Here is an 18,857-nt window from a genome sequence, read left to right as displayed (position 1 = left end):
TCAGTCGAGTTCCAGCACCACCACCCGTTGTCCGGCACGCACCGCCGAACCGGGTTGCACGCGGATCTCTCGCACCACACCGGCCAGCGGCGCGAGCACAGGGATTTCCATCTTCATCGACTCGAGAATCACCAGCACATCGCCCGCCGCGACACGCTGGCCGGCCGCGACCTGCACCTGCCAGAGATTGCCGGCGATGTGGCTGTCGACGCTGTGTTCACCGCTTTGCAGTGGAGCTTCTTCGCTGGCGTCAGGCACGGCTTCTTCGCTGTCGAAATGCGCCTGGCCACTGGCGATCCAGCGCTCGCGTTCAGCCTTGAACGCGCCCTGTTGCTGCGCGCGGAAAGCGCTGATGCCCTCGGCTTCCTGACTGAGAAATGCCTGATAGTCGGCGAGGTTGAGCTGGCTGTGTTCGATGTTCAGATCGAAGCGCCCCAGGGGAAAATCGCGGCGGATGCGCAGCAGTTCTTCAGCGCTGACCGGGTAGAAGCGGATCTGATCGAAGAAGCGCAGCAGCCACGGTTTGCCATCGAACGCGGCGACTTCGCGATAGCGATTCCACATCTGCAGAGTGCGCCCGACAAACTGATAACCGCCCGGGCCTTCCATGCCGTACACGCACATGTAGGCGCCGCCGATGCCGACCGAATTTTCGGCGGTCCAGGTGCGTGCAGGGTTGTACTTGGTGGTCACCAGACGATGACGCGGGTCGAGCGGGGTGGCCACCGGCGCGCCGAGGTAAACATCGCCAAGGCCCATCACCAGATAACTCGCATCGAACACCGTGCGCTGTACTTCTTCGAGATTCGGCAGGTCGTTGATGCGCCGGATGAACTCCAGATTGCTCGGGCACCACGGCGCGTCCTTGCGCACCGTGGTCATGTATTTGTCGATCGCCAACTGGCAGGCCGGGTCGTCCCACGACAGCGGCAGATGCACGATGCGCGATGGCACTTGCAAGTCCTTGGCGGCGCACACCGCGTCCCATTCGCCGGCGATGATGCCGAGCAGATCGGCCAGCGGCAGTTGCTCCGGCTGGTAGTGCACTTGCAGCGAGCGAATGCCCGGCGTGAGGTCGATCACCCCATGCAGGGCTTGGCTTTGCAGCGCCTGCATCAGCGCGTGGGCGCGAAAGCGCAGGACCAGATCTAGCTCCGGCGCGCCGATTTCCAGCAGTAGATGAGTGTCGCCAGAAACCCGTGCAACCAGTCGCTGATCGCCTTGACCCAACTCCAACACCACAGGCGACATCAAACCCTGTGGGAGCGAGCCTGCTCGCGAAGAGGCCGTGTCAGTCAATATCGATTTGTCTTTGCCGACGCTTTCGCGAGCAGGCTCGCTCCCACAGGGGGCATCCCATTTCAGGGCGAGATCGCGGGCGGTTTTGAGGTCGACGGGGATGAACTGAATTTTATCGCCCGCCTTGAGCTGCCCCAGCTGCCACAGGTCCGCCTCAATCACCGTCACCGGGCAGACAAACCCACCCAGACTCGGGCCATCCGGGCCGAGGATCACCGGCATGTCCCCGGTGAAATCCACCGCACCAATCGCATACGGATTGTCATGGATGTTCGACGGGTGCAGACCCGCTTCACCGCCATCCTCACGCACCCACTCAGGCTTCGGCCCGATCAGGCGCACGCCGGTGCGGCTGGAATTGAAGTGCACTTCCCACTGGGTCGCGAAAAACGTGGCGATGTAGTTTTCGCTGAAGTATTCCGGCGCGCCGTGCGGGCCGTAGATCACCCGGATCTGGCGCACGCTCGGCAGCGCAGTGATGTGCTGTTCGGCCAGTTGCTGGCCGGCGCTGTGGTCGGCCAATGCCGGCACATGCAACACGTCACCGGCCCTTAACGCCCGTCCGCCATGCCCGCCGAACTGGCCGAGAGTGAAGGTACTTTTGCTGCCCAGATAATCCGGCACCTGCACGCCGCCGCGCAGGCACAGATAACTGCGCGCGCCGGCGCCGCTGATGCTGCCCAGCTGCAACGTCGCGCCGGCCGGAATCAGCAGCGCAGTGTTCATCGGCACCGGTTCAGCGTTAAGGGTCAGGGCAATCGGCGCGCCGGTCACCGCGACCACCGCGTCACAATTGAAGCGCAGGATCGGCCCGCTCATGGTGATTTCCAGTGCGGCGGCGCCTTGTTCATTGCCGAGCAGACGATTGCCCAGGCGCAGCGCTCGGCTGTCCATCGGCCCCGAGGGCGGCACGCCGACGGCCCAATAGCCGAGGCGTCCGGGGTAGTCCTGCACACTGGTCTGCGTGCCGGCGCTGAGCACTTCGAAGGTGTTGGCGTGATAGAGCAGATTTTCCAGGCAACGGGTCCACGGCTGACCGCTGGCGAATGGAGCATCGAGCAGAATCTGCCGCAGGTAATCGCGGTTGGTTTCCACGCCATACAGCAGGCTATCGCCCAGTGCCTGATGGAGTTCGGCGCGAGCCTGTTCGCGGCTCGGCGCCCAGGCGATGAGCTTGGCAATCATCGGGTCGAAATACGGCGGGATTTCCACACCGGCTTCGACCCAGGTGTCGATGCGCAACTCAACGCCGTTGGCTGGCGGAAACTGCACAGCGGTCAGCAGGCCCGGGCTCGGCTGGAAATCACGCCCCGGATCTTCCGCGTACAGACGTGCCTGAATTGCATGGCCCTGCGGTTCCAGGCCCTGATACAACTCGTTCAGCGGCGGCAGATCACCGGCGGCCAGTTCGATCATCCAGCGCACCAGATCCACGTCCCACACCTGTTCGGTGACGCCGTGCTCGACCTGCAAGCGAGTGTTCACTTCGAGAAAATAGAAGCGCTGGGCCTCGCTGTCGAAGACGAATTCGACGGTGCCGGCGCTGCGGTAATTCACCGCTTGCGCCAGTTTGATCGCCGCTGCGCACAGCTCATCGGCCATGCCTTCTGGCAGGTTCGGCGCCGGGGTTTCTTCGAGGACTTTCTGGTTGCGCCGCTGCACCGAACAGTCGCGCACGCCGAGAGCGATGACTTCACCGCAGCCGTCGCCGAACACCTGCACTTCCAGATGCCGCGCGCGTTCGATGTACTTCTCGATGAACACCCCGGCGTCGCTGAAGTTGTTCTGACCGAGGCGTTTCACCGCTTCGAATGATTCGCTCAATTCACTGGCGCTGCGGCACACGCGCATGCCGATGCCACCGCCGCCAGCGGTGCTTTTCAGCATCACCGGGTAGCCGACCTGTTCGGCGGCACTCAGCGCGCAATCGAGGCTGTCGAGCAGGTCGGTGCCTTCGAGCATGGGTACGCCGTGCTGTTTGGCCAACGCGCGAGCAGTGTGCTTGAGGCCGAACACCCGCAATTGCTCCGGCGTCGGCCCGATGAAGGCGATGCCCTGCGCTTCGCAGGCTTCGGCGAATGCTGCGTTCTCGGAGAGAAATCCGTAGCCGGGATGAATCGCCGTGGCGCCGCTTTGTTTGGCGATCGTGAGGATTTTGTCGACCGCCAGATAGGTTGCGGACGCCGCGCCTTCGCCGAGGCTGTGCGCTTCAGCGGCCTGGGAGATGTGCAGGCTGGCAGCATCGGCTTCTGAATACACGGCGACGCCTTGGGCCTTCAGCACGTTGATCGTGCGCAGGATGCGACAGGCAATCGCGCCACGGTTGGCGATCAGGATTTTTTCGAACATGGCATAACCCCTGAAGGGGGAGCGGGCCGTCCCGCTGTTTTTCGACAGACATCCGGGCCGTCCCGGATGGAAAAAACACACTTCACTCAAACCCACCACAAACCCCCTGTGGGAGCGAGCCTGCTCGCGAAGACGTTGGATCAGCCACATCAATGCTGAATGACACGGCGCATTCGCGAGCAGGCTCGCTCCCACAGGGTTCAGGGTTGTCTGGTGGATTTCAGGCACTGCGCGGAACGCGCCTGGCACAGGGCAAAGAGCCAACGGCGTAAACGGCTGATGGTCAGTTCCATACCAGCAACTCCGCCGGGGTCGGGTTGTAGGCATTGCACGGGTTGTTCAACTGCGGGCAGTTGGAAATCAGCACGATGACGTCCATCTCCGCGCGCAAATCAACGTACTTGCCCGGCGCGGAAATACCGTCCTCGAACGTCAGCCCGCCGTCCGCCGTCACTGGCACGTTCATGAAGAAATTGATGTTCGGCCCGATGTCACCTTTGCTCAATCGGCCGTCGTGGGCGCAGGCGCGCAGGTAGTTGTCGCGGCAGCTGTGCATGTAGCGTTTTTCCAGGGTGTAGCGCACGGTGTTGCTCTCTTGCGCGCAGGCGCCGCCGAGGGTGTCGTGGCGCCCGCAGGTGTCGGCAACGATGGTCAGCATCGGCTGGCCGAGGTTGGAATACAGCACGCTGCCGGTGCTCAGGTAGACGCTGTTCTGCCGGCGCAAGGTGCGTTGCACGTCGTAGCGTTCCTTGGGGTTGGCGAGGCTGTAGAACAAAGTGTCGACGGCCTGATTGCCTTCCAAATCGAGGATGCGCAGGGTCTGCCCGGCCTTGACTTCCATCAGCCAGGGCTCGCCGGCGGGAATGGTCGCGCGGTAGATCGCGCTGTCGGCTTGCTTGTGCGAAGTGGCGATTGCGAGTGACATGGCAGCGATCCTCAGGCGAACAAACGGTCGGTGTTGATAAAGCCGCGCTCGTTTTCCGGGCGCGAAGTGCGGCAGTGTTCGGCGACGCTGGCGTCGGCGTTCATCCAGCTCAGCTTCAAGGGTTTCGGGGCGTATTCGGGGGACGGGTCCATCGGATGTTGCAGGGCGGTGAGCACCACCAGGGTGTCCATCGGCGCGTATAGCTCGATGTAGTCGCCGGCCTTCGAATTGCCCTCGACGAAGTGGAAGCGCCCGGCCTCATCGACGTTCACGCGGCTGAACAGATTGAGGGTCATCAGCAGGTCGGACAGGCCCAGGCCCCACTTGCCGAGCTCCACCAGCAGGTTGTCGGTGCCGTTGCGAAAGAAGCCGTTGCGCAGTTCCTGGTAGCGGCCCTGGCCGTATTTTTCGGCGACTTCCTGTGCGCAAAGCACACCGCCGAGGCTGTCGCTCCAGCCGCAGGTGTCGGCGGTGATCGCGGCGAGTACGCGGCCCATGTCCGAGTACAGGCAGTGGCCGGCAGTGAGCTTGGCGGTGTGTTGGCATTTGAGGCTGTCGGGCAGGTTCAATCGCTCGGTTTTTTCATTGGCATTGAGCAAGGTCAGGCTGACGTTAGCGCCACCGCGCAGGTCGGTCAGGCGCAGCAATTGGCCGCGCTTGAGCACGAACGAACGGTGGCCGCCGCCCGGCAGCAGTTCTTCAGCGAAGGGTGGGAAGAGTTGGATTGAATCAGTCATTGGAGCAGTCCTCTCAAGCAGTGCGAAGGGTGCCCGCCAGCGGCAGCGGCAGGGCCTCGAAGGCGGCGCGCTGGGCGCGGCGGTCGCTGTTCAACGGGATGTCGTAGGTGATGCGGGCGCCATAGGCGCCGGGGGCGTGCGGGTCGAGGCGCACCTTGTCGAACACCAGCAGGCGCGTGCCGAGGCTGAAGCCTTCCGACAGGTCGTGGGTGACCATGAACACCGTCAGTTGCGTCTCGCGCCACAGCTCCAGCAGCAGCGCGTGCATGTCTTTGCGAATGCCCGGGTCGAGTGCGCCGAAGGGCTCGTCGAGCAGCAACACGCGCGGCTTCATGATCAGCGCCTGAGCGATGGCCAAGCGTTGCTGCATGCCGCCGGACAGCTGTGCCGGGTACTTGTCCAGCGCATGGCCGAGGCCGACTTTTGTCAGCAGGGCTGCAGCCTGCTCGCGCGCCTCGCGTTTGGCGCTGCCGAACAGCCGGCCAAGCAAGGGCGCGCGCGGCAATTCGAGACCGAGGGCGACGTTGTCGAGCACGCTCAGGTGCGGGAACACCGAGTAGCGCTGAAAGACCACGCCACGGCTGGCATCCGGCTCGCTGGCCAAGGGCTGGCCGTCGAGCAGAATCTCCCCGCGACTGGCGCTTTCCTGGCCGAGCAGCAGGCGCAGGAAGGTCGATTTGCCGCAACCGGAGGCGCCGACCAAGGTGCAGAACTCGCCTTCGTTGACGTTCAGGTTCAAGCCTTCCAGAACCACTTGATCGGCGTACTGCTGCCAGACGTTTTTTACCGTGATGAAGCTCATTTCGGTGCTCCCTCGTACCAAGGGAAAGCGCGCTGGGTCAGCTGTTTCAAGCCCCAGTCCATCAGCCAGGCGAGCAGGGTGATCCACACCACGTAGGGCAGGATCACATCCATCGCCAGGTAGCGCCGCACCAGAAAGATCCGGTAGCCGAGGCCATCGGTGGAGGCGATCGCTTCGGCGGCAATCAGGAACAGCCACGCCGAACCGAGCATCAAGCGCAGCGAGATCAGCAAGCGCGGCAACAGCTGCGGCAAGACCACGCGCAGCATCAGCGTCCAGGTCGAGGCGCCGAGGGTCTGCGCCTTGATCAGCAGTTCGACCGGAATGTCACGGGCCCGCTGTTCCAGATCCCGGGCCAGCGCCGGGGTGATGCCAATCACGATCAGCATGACTTTCGACAACTCGCCCAGGCCGAAAACGATGAACAGAATCGGCAGGATCGCCAGCGGCGGCACCATCGACAGCACGGTCAGCAACGGCGACAACGGCGCGCCGAACAGCGGCAGCGTGCCCGCCGCTATACCGAGGCAAAGACCCGCCAGCGCCGCGATGCCGAGGCCGATGGCCAAACGGCGCAGACTGGACGCAGTGTCTTGCCACAGCAGGTATTCACCGGTGCGGCTGTCGGCGTTGAAGGCCAGGCGTTTTACCGCGTCGCTCATCTGCACGGCGCTGGGCAGCAGTTTGTCGTTGGGGTTGTCCGCCAGGCGCTCGGCTGAGCCTGTGAAGTAGGCGAACAGCACCAGCGCGAACGGCAGGATCACCAGCAACAGGCGACTCGGGCGATCAGGGTGGCGATTGATCAGGCGCATGGCCAAATCCTCCGTGGCTTACAGCTTGGCGTCGGCGGCCATCTGCACGTAGGTCGGATCGAAACGCAGCTTGAGATTGGCGGTGTCGCCGCTGGTCACGCCGTTGGCGAAAGACATGCCGACCGCGCTCGGGTCCTTCGCGCCTTCGCCGAGCAGGCCGTGCTCGAAGGAGAATTCCGCGACCTTGCGCATGGTGTCCGGCAGTTGTTTGCTGGTGGCGAAATTCAGCGCTTCGCTCGGCGTGGCGAACAGTTTTGTGGTGTCCAGTTGCGCCTGGAACCCTGCCAGATCGGTGCCAGAGGCCTTGGCCATGTGTTCCAGCGCAGCTTTGCTCGCGGCGGTTTTCGCGTTCATCAAAGCGACCACTTCGAACCACGCCCCGGTCAGCGCTTTGCCCAGTGCCGGGTTGTCTTTGAGGGTGGCGCTGTTGACCACCATCATGTCCATGATCTCGCCGGGGATCTGGCTGGAATTGAACACTTCGGTGACGCCGGGTTTGGCCTTGATATCCGAGAGCATCGGGTTCCAGGTGGTCACGGCGTTGACGTCGTCGGTGTTGAACGCGGCGGCAATGTCGGCGTCGGAGGTGTTGACCACTTTCAGGTCTTTCTCGGTGAGGTCCACCGAGTCCAGCGCGCGGGCCAGCAGGTAATGCGAGACCGACAGCTCGACCAGATTGACGTCCATGCCTTTCAGATCAGCGACTTTTTTACCTTCGCCTTTGAGCACGATGCCGTCGTTGCCATTCGAGAAGTCGCTGACGATCAACGCGGTGCTGTCGACGCCACCGGCAGCGGGAATGGTCAGCGCATCCATGTTGGTCATGGTGCAGCCGTCGAACTGGCCGGCGGTGTACTGGTTGATTGATTCGACGTAGTCGTTGAGCTGCACGACGTCGATCTTGATCCCGTATTTCTTCGCCCATTTTTCGACGATGCCCTGGCTGCCGGCGTATTCCCATGGCATCCAGCCGGCGTAGATCGTCCAGCACACGCTGAAGTGGTCTTTCTGGGCGGCGGAAGATTGCGTGCTGATAAGCGCGGCGAAGGCGGCGGCGAGCAGGGCGGGGAAACGTAGTCGGATCATTGCGGATTCTCCAGTTGATCGAGGGCGGACAGGAAGGCAACGCGGCACCGCGAACGGTGGCTTGTCTCCCGGGCTTTTGTCCCGCCGTGTAACCTCAACTGGAGGTCGCCAACTCTCGGACCAGCCACTCGCGATTGCGAGCCGGAACCCTAGTCAGCCATTGCAAATTGTGGTGCCGCGAACCTGTGATGACTCCTGCACGGGTTTGCTAAAGCGAGAGGCGTGCCAATTCGCGCCGAGGCCTCTGGGGCGGGGATCTGCTGGATTTTCGAGGTGAGCGGGGCGATCGATAGCGCATCGTGGTGGTGCGCGGTTGCACCGTCATGCAGCGCGTTTACGCTTCACGGGTCGCTGATTTTGCGGATAAACAAGATTTCATAATCACTTGTTTCAACTTGTTGCGGGAACGCACCAGATTCCGAAACCGCTGTCTGATTCTTCGACAGTCACTCAATTGCTGACGGTCGCCTGCCAGCGTCGCTGGTGTGGCCAACCCGCGGTCCAGGAGGCCGCCATGTATCGCCGAATCGTACTGCTTGCCGTGATGCTTTTTTCCCTTGGCGGATGCGTTCCTTATTCCTATGGAGACAGCTACTACAGGTCAGAGGTCTACACATCACCCGCACCGGCCTATTACAGCGGTGGCGGCTCCTATTACCGCAGCGGCGGCACTTATTACACTCAGCCGCGCTACTACCAGCCAGCGCCGCGTTACTACCAGCAACCGCGGTATTACCAGGCGCCGCGGCACTATCAACCGGCCCCGCGTCATTACGAAAGCCGTCGCTGGCACGGCAATGATCGCGGACGCTGGGACGGCCACCGTCGCGGCGGTTGGGACAATGACCACCGGGGTCGCGGCAACTATGATCGTCACAGCGGTCGCCGTGACTACAACGGCCGTGGTAACCGCTGGTAACTGACCGTAAATAAAAAAGCGGCGCATGATGCGCCGCTTTTTTTTGCCCGTCGAAAAGTCCTTCCGTGGGCCATCTCCCAAGGCAATCCCGGAAGCGTCCTACAGTTTCATTTTGTGGTGTTTGTTAGCGTTCGTGGATGCCGAACGAGGCGAGCAATCCTCAGCTCGATAGCGGCGAAAAATGGACGTTCAGCGCTATGAAGCTACTGGTTATTCATCAAAATTTTCCCGGTCAGTTCCGTCATGTGGTGCTGGCAGCGCTGGAGCGCGGTGATGAGATTGTGGCGATAGGCCGGGACACGGCACCGGGCGTCGCCGGTGTGCAAATTCATCGATATCGAGCGACCAGCCGAGCGCCCGGCAATATTCACCCGTATCTGATCCGCTACGAACAAGCGGTGATCGACGGGCAGAAAGTTTTTGAAATTCTGGGCAGGCTGAAACGTTCGGGTTATCAGCCAGACGTCATCCTTGCTCATCCCGGATGGGGGGAAACGCTGTTTGCCAAGGATGTCTATGCCGATACGCCGCTGATTCACTATTGCGAGTATTACTATCGAGCGCAGGGCGCCGACTGCGGGTTCGACCCTGAATTCCGCCGAGCCGCAAGGGAGTCGTCACGGCTGCGCGTGCTCAACTCGCTGCATCTGTTGAATCTTCAACAATGTGATATCGCAATCGCGCCTACCCAGTGGCAGCGCAGCCTGTTTCCGGCCGCTTACCTGTCGGCGATTCGGGTCATTCACGAAGGTGTGATTCAAAGTTCTGACCTGGCGAAAGTCGGGGCAGTCAGATTGCCCAATGGAATCGAGCTCAAAGCCGGACAGCCGATCGTTACCTATGTCGCCAGAAACCTTGAGCCTTATCGCGGCTTTCACAGTTTCATGCGAGCGATCCCGCTTATTCAGGCCGAGTGCCCCGATGCGCAGATCATCGTGGTTGGCGGTGACGGTGTCAGTTATGGGAGTAAGCCGGTCGGGTACCCGGATTGGCGCAGCAGGATGGAGGCGGAGGTCAGTTTCGATCACTCCAGAGTGCATTTCACAGGGAAACTTCCTTACCAGACTTACCGCGCGGTTCTGACATGTTCCAAAGTCCATGTTTATTTGACGTATCCGTTTGTCTTGTCGTGGTCGTTACTGGAGGCGATGGCGTCTGGTTGTGTGGTTGTTGCGTCGGATACGGCTCCGGTAAGGGAAGTCATTGTCGATGGGGCTAATGGCGTGTTGGTGGATTTCTTCGACCATCAAGGAATTGCCAGAAGTGTAAGCAAGGTTTTGAAGTCGGCAGGTGAGTACGAGGGTCTTGCCAGCGCCGCGAAGTTGACGGCAGGTCGGTTCAGTGTGGAATCGGGCGTGAGCCAATACTTTGAGGTTTTTGCAAGCGCGATATCCGGGCATAACGACATACCAACCGTTCCGTCGTTCGATCGGGAGGTTTGAATGTCCAGGAAGTCGCGTAAGCAGGCGATCAAGTGGTTTAAAAGGTTATTGAAGTATGGATTGTTCTTTTATGTCTGTTATTGCGTAGCGGAATTTTATATTCGCAAAGAACAATCTGCCGAGTCGGCGGCTATTCACCAGGCAAACGAGAAAGCTTGCCAGAACAAGCTGGCGAGCATGCAGCAAGTGCCGATATTAGGCGGCGCCTATATAGATAAGACGCTGGTTCCTGAGTTTTACGTTGGCATGCCTGAGATGGTGAACAAGAAAGCGTGTCTGGCGATTGCTCTGAAGGGGCTTTTCTGGTGGACCGGGACGGGGCTGCATCGGCACCAGAATCAGCGCCTGGAACCGATCCCCGAAAGCTGGCGGCTCTATAAATTGAATGCCGGGCTTTTTACCAGGAAGGAAACTACCGAGCCCCATGAACGGGGTTATCGGCACGTCAACTGGCCGGATGAGTTGATTGTGAAACTAAAGAATTATCCGGGGCTGGAAGTTTGGCTGAATGCTCCGCCACCGCATTTCAAGAATGTGTCATCCGTACGAAATTTTGTCATTGCAGGTTGGCCGCGGCGAGACGGAACCCCTCGGCTGATCAAGTGTGACGGCTTGATTCGCCCGGCTTCCGAAGAGCAACTGACTGACAAAAAGCTGGCAGGTTTTGGTAGGGCTGAATTGGAGGATCTGGATTTCGGCAAGCTGAATTTCTTCTGCACGGTCAATCTGGATAACTTCGACTTCGCTGGAGGGCACGGTAGTGTAGGTCTTGGTCTGTCGTCATTACGCGAAGCACCTGAGATGCTCAAGTATCTCAGTGATTATCTTTCACGCTCTGTTATTACAAGGAAGTAACAATGAGTTATGTTTTTAACGATATGGAAAAATCGGAAATTTTCAATGCGGCAAATAATTGCAAAGGCATGACATTAAATTCTGAGGGTGTGGAGTACATTGCATTGGAATTAGCAGGGGCAAGCTGCGCCCCCCTGTACCAAAAGCTGTTCGACATTATTGGTGAAAAAGTTTCTGACGTTGCAGCCGCCGATAAAGAGGCTCGAGACGTACTGAAAAGCGCCAGACTCTGGCTCGCCGTGGCCATTGATGCCAACGGTGGAAACGGTGCCTACTCTGCCCTGATTCGTGGTTACACCTCACGCCAGGGTGAACTCAGACTGAATACAATTTTCAGTGAAGACCTGATGCAGCTTTCATCCAACCAGGTTGCCGTCAACTTCATCAATACCCTGATCAACGGATCCCTTGCCGGTCAACTGGCACCCTGGACTGTTCCGTCAATCAGCCAGATCGCAGAAATCGACGCCAGCGCGATTGGCGAGGCCCTGTTCAAGGAGGTTTGCGGGGAGGACGACACCGCCGTGAAACGTAACTCTGGTTGGTCTGGAACAGTCGGATTCAGCCTGTTGGGCGGTAAACCTCCCTATGAAACGTGGAGACTGATCTCTGCGGGCGATCCGGATGCGGAAGATGACGGCCCACCCACTCAGGCAAAAGCCAATCGGCTCGACGACTATAAAAACATTCTCTTCGCCATCGATTCCTACAGCGTAGGCCTGCGAACGGCGATCAATAATTTCGGCGTCAATCCACTGCAAAGTCTGCTTTCAGTGGTGCCGGAGCAAATCAATATCGCGCTGGCCAGTGGCAGTGTGAATCCGCTGATTCAGCATGTAGTCAAAGGCACGCCTGCTGCCGCCGTGGTCGACTTGATCTTGCGCTACGGCCAGAACGAATTTCTCGACATGTTCACGCGCACTTACGCTGGCGATTCTGCTGCCACACCCACCACCAACGAAACCTTCGCCAGCAACGCTTACGCATTCTTCTCGGCATTTTCCCCAGAGCAGTCGCAAAGCATCGTCACCCGGACAATAAGCGAGTTCGGTAATACCAATGCATGGGCAAAACTGGCAGGCGAGGCGACGCCGCTCGGTCTGGCGTTGCGCAACTCTTTGCAGCAACTCAGTGAAGTCGTCATAGAACGAGCCGACGGTTATCCCGATCGCAACCTCGAGCTTTACGATCCGCACACTGGCGAAGGCTTTATCACCGCGCAGTGGCTGGCGGATCGAGCGCAAATGCTGGCGCGGTTGATTGCCCGAACCCAAGGCTCGTTTGGCGAACACTCGCTGCAGCAGTTTTCCTACTCCGATCTCGCCTCAGGCAAACAGGCGCCGATGACCACCGGAGTGCTGAACCCGCTGGCCATGTTCGGTGATGACGGTGGGCGATCTTTCGCCGGCGGCGCAAATGCCGATCATCTGTATGGCGGCGTGGGCAATGACTCGATCCATGGGATGGCCGGTCACGATGTCATTGAAGGTGGTCGCGGTAACGACTCGCTAACCGGAGGTGACGGCAATGATGAGTTGTACGGGATGGCCGGTGACGATGTTCTGCTCGGAGGAAAGGGGAACGATTCTTTGATCGGGGGCGAAGGCAACGACCGTTATGAATTCGCCAGCGGCGATGGCATCGACGAGATTCTTGATGCCAACGCCGATGGGCAACTGTGGGTCAACGGCGCGCCGATTTCCCAACTCAAACGCTGCGCGCCTCTGAGCAATATCTGGTCTACCGAGGATCGGTCCATCACCCTGACGCTTGTTGAACACACCCTCAACATCAAATATGGCCAGAGCGATCTGGTGGTCATCAAGAACTTCCAGCCCGGGATGCTTGGCCTCCGTCTCCCTGAATACGAAGGGCAACCGGTCACCGCTGCGGCTTTGACGCTTCAGGGCGACTGGAAAGCCAAAGACACAGATCCGAGTGTCCCCGGCGATCAGCCCTCCTTTGATGAACTGGGCAACGTGGTGCTGCTGCCCCAGGTAAAACAGCGCAACAAGGCCGACGTACTTTACGGTTCCGCCGCAGACGACGTCATTCTCGGCTTGGGTGGTTCTGATCGATTGTTCGGCAAGGCTGGAGACGATCGGTTATTCGGCGACAAGCAGACGACGCTCGAAAAAGCTATGGCCGACGGTGACGCCAAGGGCAAGGCAAGTCGCGGAGACTGGCTCGACGGCGGGCAAGGTGACGATTTGCTTATCGGTACGGCATCCCGAGATGTTCTGCTCGGTGGTAATGACCGGGATACTTTGATCGGCGGTGCTGGCGCCGATGTGTTATCCGGAGACGAAACCACCGGTGCACTGGAACAAGGTTGGGCGGTCAAACGCGCTGACGTCTCTATAGCTAGCGGTGTGACCAGTCACCGAGCGGTCTATTCAAAGGCCTCGATAAACAGCGCGCCCGAGGGCGCTGACGACGTGCTGTACGGGCAGGGCGGCAAGGACATTATCAACGGCGGCTGGGGGGAGGACCTGCTTGACGGCGGAGCTGACGACGATTTTCTCAAAGGCGATCAAGGTAACGACACCCTGGCCGGTGGCAGCGGCAACGACGTGATGCTTGGTGACAACCTCGATTGGGGCGGTGGCCTGCCCAGCAGACACCATGGCAACGATGTGCTGGACGGCGGCAGTGGTGATGATTCACTCGGCGGTAACGGTGGCAGCGACGCTTTGTATGGTGGCCCTGGCAACGACATTTTGCAGGGTGATGACGGCGTACTGGACGGGGTCGAAGGCGATGCCGCGCATTTTTTTGGCGATGATCTGTTGGACGGTGGCTCCGGCGATGACACGCTCTGGGGCGGCGGTGGCGATGATTTGCTCTTCGGCGGCGAAGGCCATGATGATCTGATTGGCGATAGCCCTGAGCATCCGGTTCGCTATCACGGCAACGACTTTCTCGATGGCGGCGCGGGGAATGACACCCTGCGCGGCATGGGCGGCGCGGACACGCTGACGGGTGGCGCAGGGGCTGATTTTCTCGATGGCGATGTGTCTGACCTGGAACCGGGCGGAAGCAACAATGACGTGCTTCAGGGCGGTGAAGGAAACGATACGTTACAGGGTGGTTTCGGTGCCGACACCCTGTACGGCGGCGCGGGTGACGACATTCTTGCCGGCGATTACGAGAACAGCGCTGAGGCCGAGCAGAATGCCGATTATCTGCACGGTGGCCCAGGTAACGACACGCTGCTCGGAGGCGCTGGCAACGACACCTTGCTGGGCGGGGAAGGGACGGACTACCTTCGCGGCGATTCTGGCGACAACGTGTTTGATGGCGGTCCCGGTGCTGACGTGCTGGATGGCATGGATGGCGCCGACATCTACTATTTCGGCGCTGGCGACGGCCTGGATATCGTCACCGATGCCGGCGGCCGCAACATCATCAGGTTCGGTGCAGGGTTTTGCGCGCAAAGTCTGAAGGCCGACGTTATCGAAGTTTCCGTCGGTACGGTGTTGCGACTGGCCAATGGCACAGGCGACGCGATACTCATCAAGAATCACGAGAAGTGGAAGGATTCCACATTCAGTTTCAGCGACGGCGGGGTACTGGATTACGCAGATGTCCTGCGCAAAACATTGCCACCGATAGAGATGTCCGAGCCACCCGTACCGGAACCTGTCACCGCCTCGGCAACCCCTGAAAGCAAAGTTGAGGATCCGGTTAAGCCAGACGATGTCACCGCTGCGGCGCGAGGCTCAGTGGCATCTGTTCAAACGGTCAACTGGACCGATGAGTTCCTCGCGCAAATCAAGTCAAAACGCTCCGCCCGCAGACACGCCACAGGTTTTACCTTGAATGAGCAAGGCGTCTGGGTGCGCAGTCATGTCACCACCAGCGACACCGGTTACACCACTCACACCGAGCTGATCGATGGCAGCGTCGAAGCGGGGACACTGTCTGAAACGCCGCCATGGATGAAGGCGGATGCAGGGCAAGCCGTAGTCAGTGAAAGGCAGTCGACAACCACAACCCGTGTCGAACATAAACCGGTGAAAGCCGAGGGAGCAATCGCCTCCTCAAATCAGGCGCCTCGCTATTATCGATCCGGCTCGGCCAACGGGTTTTCATTCAATACGGGCGACGTATTGGTTGAAGACCGAAAGCAATCCGGCGCGCTTGAAGGCTGGTACGTCTACCCGGCGGCAAGCTTCAGTTCGGGCGTAACAGTGCCCAAGGCGTTTCGCTGGGATGTCACAACTGAAACGATCAAACGCAAAATCGTCCATGGCAACGATGCCGGCGGGCGAGTCAACGTTGAAGTGGAAAACGTTTTCCACGGCGGCGCGGGAGACGATCTGATCGTCGCTTATGCAGGCTCCCCACTTGACTACGGCACTGTCGGCGACAGAACACCGGGCGCGTTTTTATCCGCAGGTGCAGGTGACGATACCTTGCTCGGCTCCGAGGGCGCCGACTATCTGCTCAGCGGCTCGGGTGATGACTGGCTCTACGGCGAAGACGGCGCCGACACCTACATCGTGCAAGCGCATGCCGGGGCGACAACCACGATTGCGGACGTGCTCAACCCTGTTTTCCACCGAGCAGAAGTTGGCGTAGCGGGGTGGAAAGACGAGTACGGATTGATCGATCAGGACACGGTCGTTCTTCCAGCAGGCGCGCAGCGCGATGCACTGCAATTGAGCTGGGGTGCTGCGCTGATAGAGACCACCCATGTCGAGCTCGAGCCCAACCCGGCTCGCGCGGCTTACCGCAACCCGCCGCGAGCAAAAATGCTCCATCCGACGCTCGATATCCAATGGGGCGGGACGCAAAAAGTCCGCATCGTCTTGCCCCACAACGGTGAACTTGAGGGCGCCGGTATTGAGCTCGTCAAGTTCGCCGATGGCTCGGTCGCAAGTTTGAAGCAGCTCCTGGAATCAAGTCAGCTCGGCCCTGCGCCCGAGACTTTTCATACGGGTGTCATCGTCAACCACCCCACCCGTTCAACTTCCTTGCGAGACGGACGAGCGCTGCCACTCGTGGGCGGTCGCGGCAACGACACCATAAGCGGCGCGGGGGAGATCCGAGGCATGCACGGGGATGACGTGCTCACGGGCAGCCCCGGGGATGATCTGCTGCTGGGTGGGCCGGGAAATGACACGCTGGCGGGCGGCGCTGGCAATGATCTCTACCGATACGATGGCCTCGGCAGAGACGTGATCATCAACAACGGAGGCGGCCTGGACGGGATCGATTTTTCCGAGCGCAGGCTGACGATCGACAACCTGAAATTTCACCGTGAGCGCGATGATCTGGTGATCGTGGTCGATTACGGCATGGCGCCGAAAATCCGGGTTTCCAGGCACTTTGCCGCAGGTGAAAGCGCTATTGGCTTCATAAGAGTGAGCGAAGGAACAGCGATTCAAGACTACAGCGCGACGCAGATTGCCGAGCGTCTGCATCCTTTTCCGCCATTAAGGGATGTCGAGGATATTTTGATAAAGGGCGACGATGAAGCGCAGCGGGCCATGAAGGAAATCATTGAGTTCTACGAACTGAATGTCTGACAAGACGACCGATTGAGCCGGCCCGCGATGGCAATCCAGTCGCCGCCGCGGGCCTCGCGTCACCTCAATACTGGGTCAGATCCGCTAACGGATGCCGCCCCTCCCAGACTTTATGAAAGTGCGCCTCGACCACCGCATCCGGCACGTTATTGATGTCCGGCCAGTGCCAGTGCGGCTTCTGATCCTTGTCGATCAAACGCGCGCGCACGCCTTCGCTGAACTCCGGATGACGGCAGCAATTGAGGCTCAGGGTGTATTCCATCTGGAATACTTCGGCCAGCGACATGTGCCGCGCACGGTTGATCTGTTCCCAGACCAGATGCGCGGTCAGCGGTGAACCCTCGGTCATGGTTTTCGCCGCGCGGGCAATCAACGGATCGCTGCTGTCGCGGTGCAGGCTGATGGCTTTCCACGCACAGGCAACGTCGCTGACATCGAGCAGTTCGTCGATCTGCGGACGACGCGGCAGCCACTGCGCTTCGGGCATTTGCTCAAGTGCCTCCTGCTGCAGAGCCTTGAGCAGGCTGTTGAGCTGCATGGCGGTCTGTTCCTGCCAGTTCAATTGCAGCAAGCCTTCGATCAATTGCGGTTGCTGTTCGTCGAGCAGGAAGCGGTCGGCCAGATCCAGATCCAGCGCATCACGGCCGTTGATGTGCGCGCCGGTCAGACCGAGAAACAAGCCGAGCTTGCCCGGCAATCGTGCGAGAAACCAACTGGCGCCAACGTCCGGATATAGACCAATGGTGATTTCCGGCATCGCCAGACGGCTGCTCGGCGTGACGATCCGCGTGCTCGCGCCCTGCAGCAGACCCATGCCGCCACCGAGCACATAACCGTGACCCCAGCAGATCAGCGGCTTCGGATACGTATGCAGGCTGTAATCGAGGCGATATTCCGCGCTGAAAAACTGCGCGGCCAACGGAGGGACTTCGCCGGGGTGAGCGCGGCAGGCTTCGACCAGGCTGCGCACTTCGCCACCGGCGCAGAAGGCTTTGGCGCCGTTACCGCGCAGCAGTACGCAGACGATTTGCGGGTCATTGGCCCAGGCGTTCAATTTGTCGCTGAGCGCGTTGATCATCGGCAGGGACAGCGCGTTCAACGATTTTTCGGCATCCAGGCTGGCGATGCCGATGCGGGCGCCGTCGGTGCCGGTAAGTTCTTCGAAGTGCAGATTCATCGTGACCTCGATCGGGAATTTGAGCGAACAGTATGATCGCTATGGGGGAAAGTGCCGGATCTGCGTCAGATCAATTGACAAGCGTGGTCGGCTTTCCTAGGGTTCGCCCCATTGTTTTTGCCGGAAATGACCATGACTGCTGACGACCGTATCAAACTCGAACCGAGCTGGAAGGAGGCACTGCGTGCTGAGTTCGACCAGCCTTACATGGCAGAGTTGCGCAGCTTTCTGCAGCAGGAGCGGGCAGCCGGCAAGGAGATCTATCCGCCGGGACCGATGATTTTCAACGCACTGAACTCAACGCCCCTGGACAAGGTGAAAGTGGTAATTCTCGGCCAGGACCCGTACCACGGCCCGGGCCAGGCCCACGGTCTGTGCTTCTCGGTGCAACCGGGCGTGCCGGCGCCGCCGTCGCTGGTCAACATCTATAAAGAGCTGAAGCGCGACCTCAATATCGACATTCCCAACCACGGCTACCTGCAGAGCTGGGCCGAACAGGGCGTGCTGCTGCTCAACACCACCATGACGGTTGAGCGCGCCAACGCCAACGCGCACAAGGACAAGGGCTGGCAACATTTCACCGACCGCATCATTGAGGTGGTCAGCGAACGGCAGCCGCATCTGGTGTTCATGCTTTGGGGCGCCCATGCGCAGAGCAAGCAGAAGCTGATCGACGCGACCAAGCACCTGGTGCTGACCTCGGTGCATCCGTCGCCGTTGTCGGCGTATCGCGGGTTTTTGGGCTGTGGGCATTTCAGCCGGACCAACAAGTTTCTCGAACAGAATGGCGAAACGCCGATCGACTGGCGCTTGCCACCGATTTGATGTGTCGACCGGGTTGGCCCCTTCGCGAGCAGGCTCGCTCCCACAGGAATTGTGTGCAAGCCACAAACCCCCTGTGGGAGCGAGCCTGCTCGCGA

The 18,857-nt window shown here is 60.0% G+C and carries 12 protein-coding genes and 1 riboswitch; of the genes, 5 read left to right on the top strand and 7 right to left on the bottom strand.

Annotation, left to right across the window (positions count from 1 at the left end; translation table 11 throughout):
* From uca to AB4N47_RS16530, 6 genes are all read right to left on the bottom strand, one after another.
* Entirely contained in the window at positions 1–3,648 is a 3,648-nt protein-coding gene (gene uca, locus AB4N47_RS16555; protein WP_341638674.1) for an urea carboxylase, read from the bottom strand.
* 283 nt (positions 3,649–3,931) lie between these two features.
* The gene (locus AB4N47_RS16550) at positions 3,932–4,573 is read right to left on the bottom strand and encodes an urea amidolyase associated protein UAAP2 (protein WP_341638675.1); all 642 of its coding nucleotides are present in this window, start codon (positions 4,571–4,573) and stop codon (positions 3,932–3,934) included.
* An 11-nt stretch (positions 4,574–4,584) separates the two neighbouring features.
* Positions 4,585–5,310: an urea amidolyase associated protein UAAP1 gene (locus tag AB4N47_RS16545; RefSeq protein ID WP_122505800.1), complete on the bottom strand. Its 726-nt coding sequence runs from the start codon at positions 5,308–5,310 to the stop codon at positions 4,585–4,587.
* 13 nt (positions 5,311–5,323) lie between these two features.
* Positions 5,324–6,112, bottom strand: a complete 789-nt coding sequence (locus tag AB4N47_RS16540; protein ID WP_341638676.1) for an ABC transporter ATP-binding protein — start codon at positions 6,110–6,112, stop codon at positions 5,324–5,326.
* On the bottom strand, positions 6,109–6,924 hold the full coding sequence (locus AB4N47_RS16535; RefSeq protein WP_336464329.1) for an ABC transporter permease: 816 nt from the start codon (positions 6,922–6,924) through the stop codon (positions 6,109–6,111). The genes AB4N47_RS16540 and AB4N47_RS16535 overlap by 4 nt, the downstream gene beginning before the upstream one ends.
* Before the next feature lie 18 nt (positions 6,925–6,942).
* Positions 6,943–8,010 (bottom strand): putative urea ABC transporter substrate-binding protein, encoded by a 1,068-nt coding sequence (locus AB4N47_RS16530; protein ID WP_341638677.1) that lies wholly within the window; start codon positions 8,008–8,010, stop codon positions 6,943–6,945.
* 63 nt (positions 8,011–8,073) lie between these two features.
* Positions 8,074–8,174: riboswitch (guanidine-I (ykkC/yxkD leader) on the bottom strand.
* A 350-nt stretch (positions 8,175–8,524) separates the two neighbouring features.
* Between AB4N47_RS16530 and AB4N47_RS16525 the strand changes: the two genes are divergently transcribed.
* The 4 genes from AB4N47_RS16525 to AB4N47_RS16510 all read left to right on the top strand — a co-directional run bounded on the left by AB4N47_RS16525 (position 8,525) and on the right by AB4N47_RS16510 (position 16,760).
* Positions 8,525–8,929 (top strand): hypothetical protein, encoded by a 405-nt coding sequence (locus AB4N47_RS16525; protein ID WP_016771286.1) that lies wholly within the window; start codon positions 8,525–8,527, stop codon positions 8,927–8,929.
* 137 nt (positions 8,930–9,066) lie between these two features.
* Entirely contained in the window at positions 9,067–10,371 is a 1,305-nt protein-coding gene (locus AB4N47_RS16520) for a glycosyltransferase family 4 protein (protein ID WP_460154282.1), read from the top strand.
* Positions 10,372–11,226 carry a hypothetical protein gene (locus AB4N47_RS16515; RefSeq protein WP_341638679.1) on the top strand — a complete coding sequence of 285 codons (855 nt, stop codon included), beginning with the start codon at positions 10,372–10,374 and terminating at the stop codon, positions 11,224–11,226.
* A gap of 2 nt (positions 11,227–11,228) precedes the next feature.
* The gene (locus AB4N47_RS16510; RefSeq protein WP_460154281.1) at positions 11,229–16,760 is read left to right on the top strand and encodes a calcium-binding protein; all 5,532 of its coding nucleotides are present in this window, start codon (positions 11,229–11,231) and stop codon (positions 16,758–16,760) included.
* A gap of 64 nt (positions 16,761–16,824) precedes the next feature.
* Here the strand turns inward: AB4N47_RS16510 and AB4N47_RS16505 are convergent, their stop codons facing one another.
* Entirely contained in the window at positions 16,825–17,937 is a 1,113-nt protein-coding gene (locus tag AB4N47_RS16505) for an enoyl-CoA hydratase/isomerase family protein (protein WP_341638681.1), read from the bottom strand.
* Positions 17,938–18,069: 132 nt separating this feature from the next.
* Here AB4N47_RS16505 and ung point away from each other — a divergent pair, with 132 nt between their 5' ends.
* On the top strand, positions 18,070–18,762 hold the full coding sequence (ung, locus tag AB4N47_RS16500; protein WP_024011989.1) for a uracil-DNA glycosylase: 693 nt from the start codon (positions 18,070–18,072) through the stop codon (positions 18,760–18,762).
* The last annotated feature ends 95 nt before the right edge of the window (positions 18,763–18,857 follow it).

This window comes from Pseudomonas sp. S3_G06, assembly GCF_054667565.1.
Note: the sequence above shows the minus strand (reverse complement) of the source record. Positions and strands in the feature narration are given on the sequence as shown.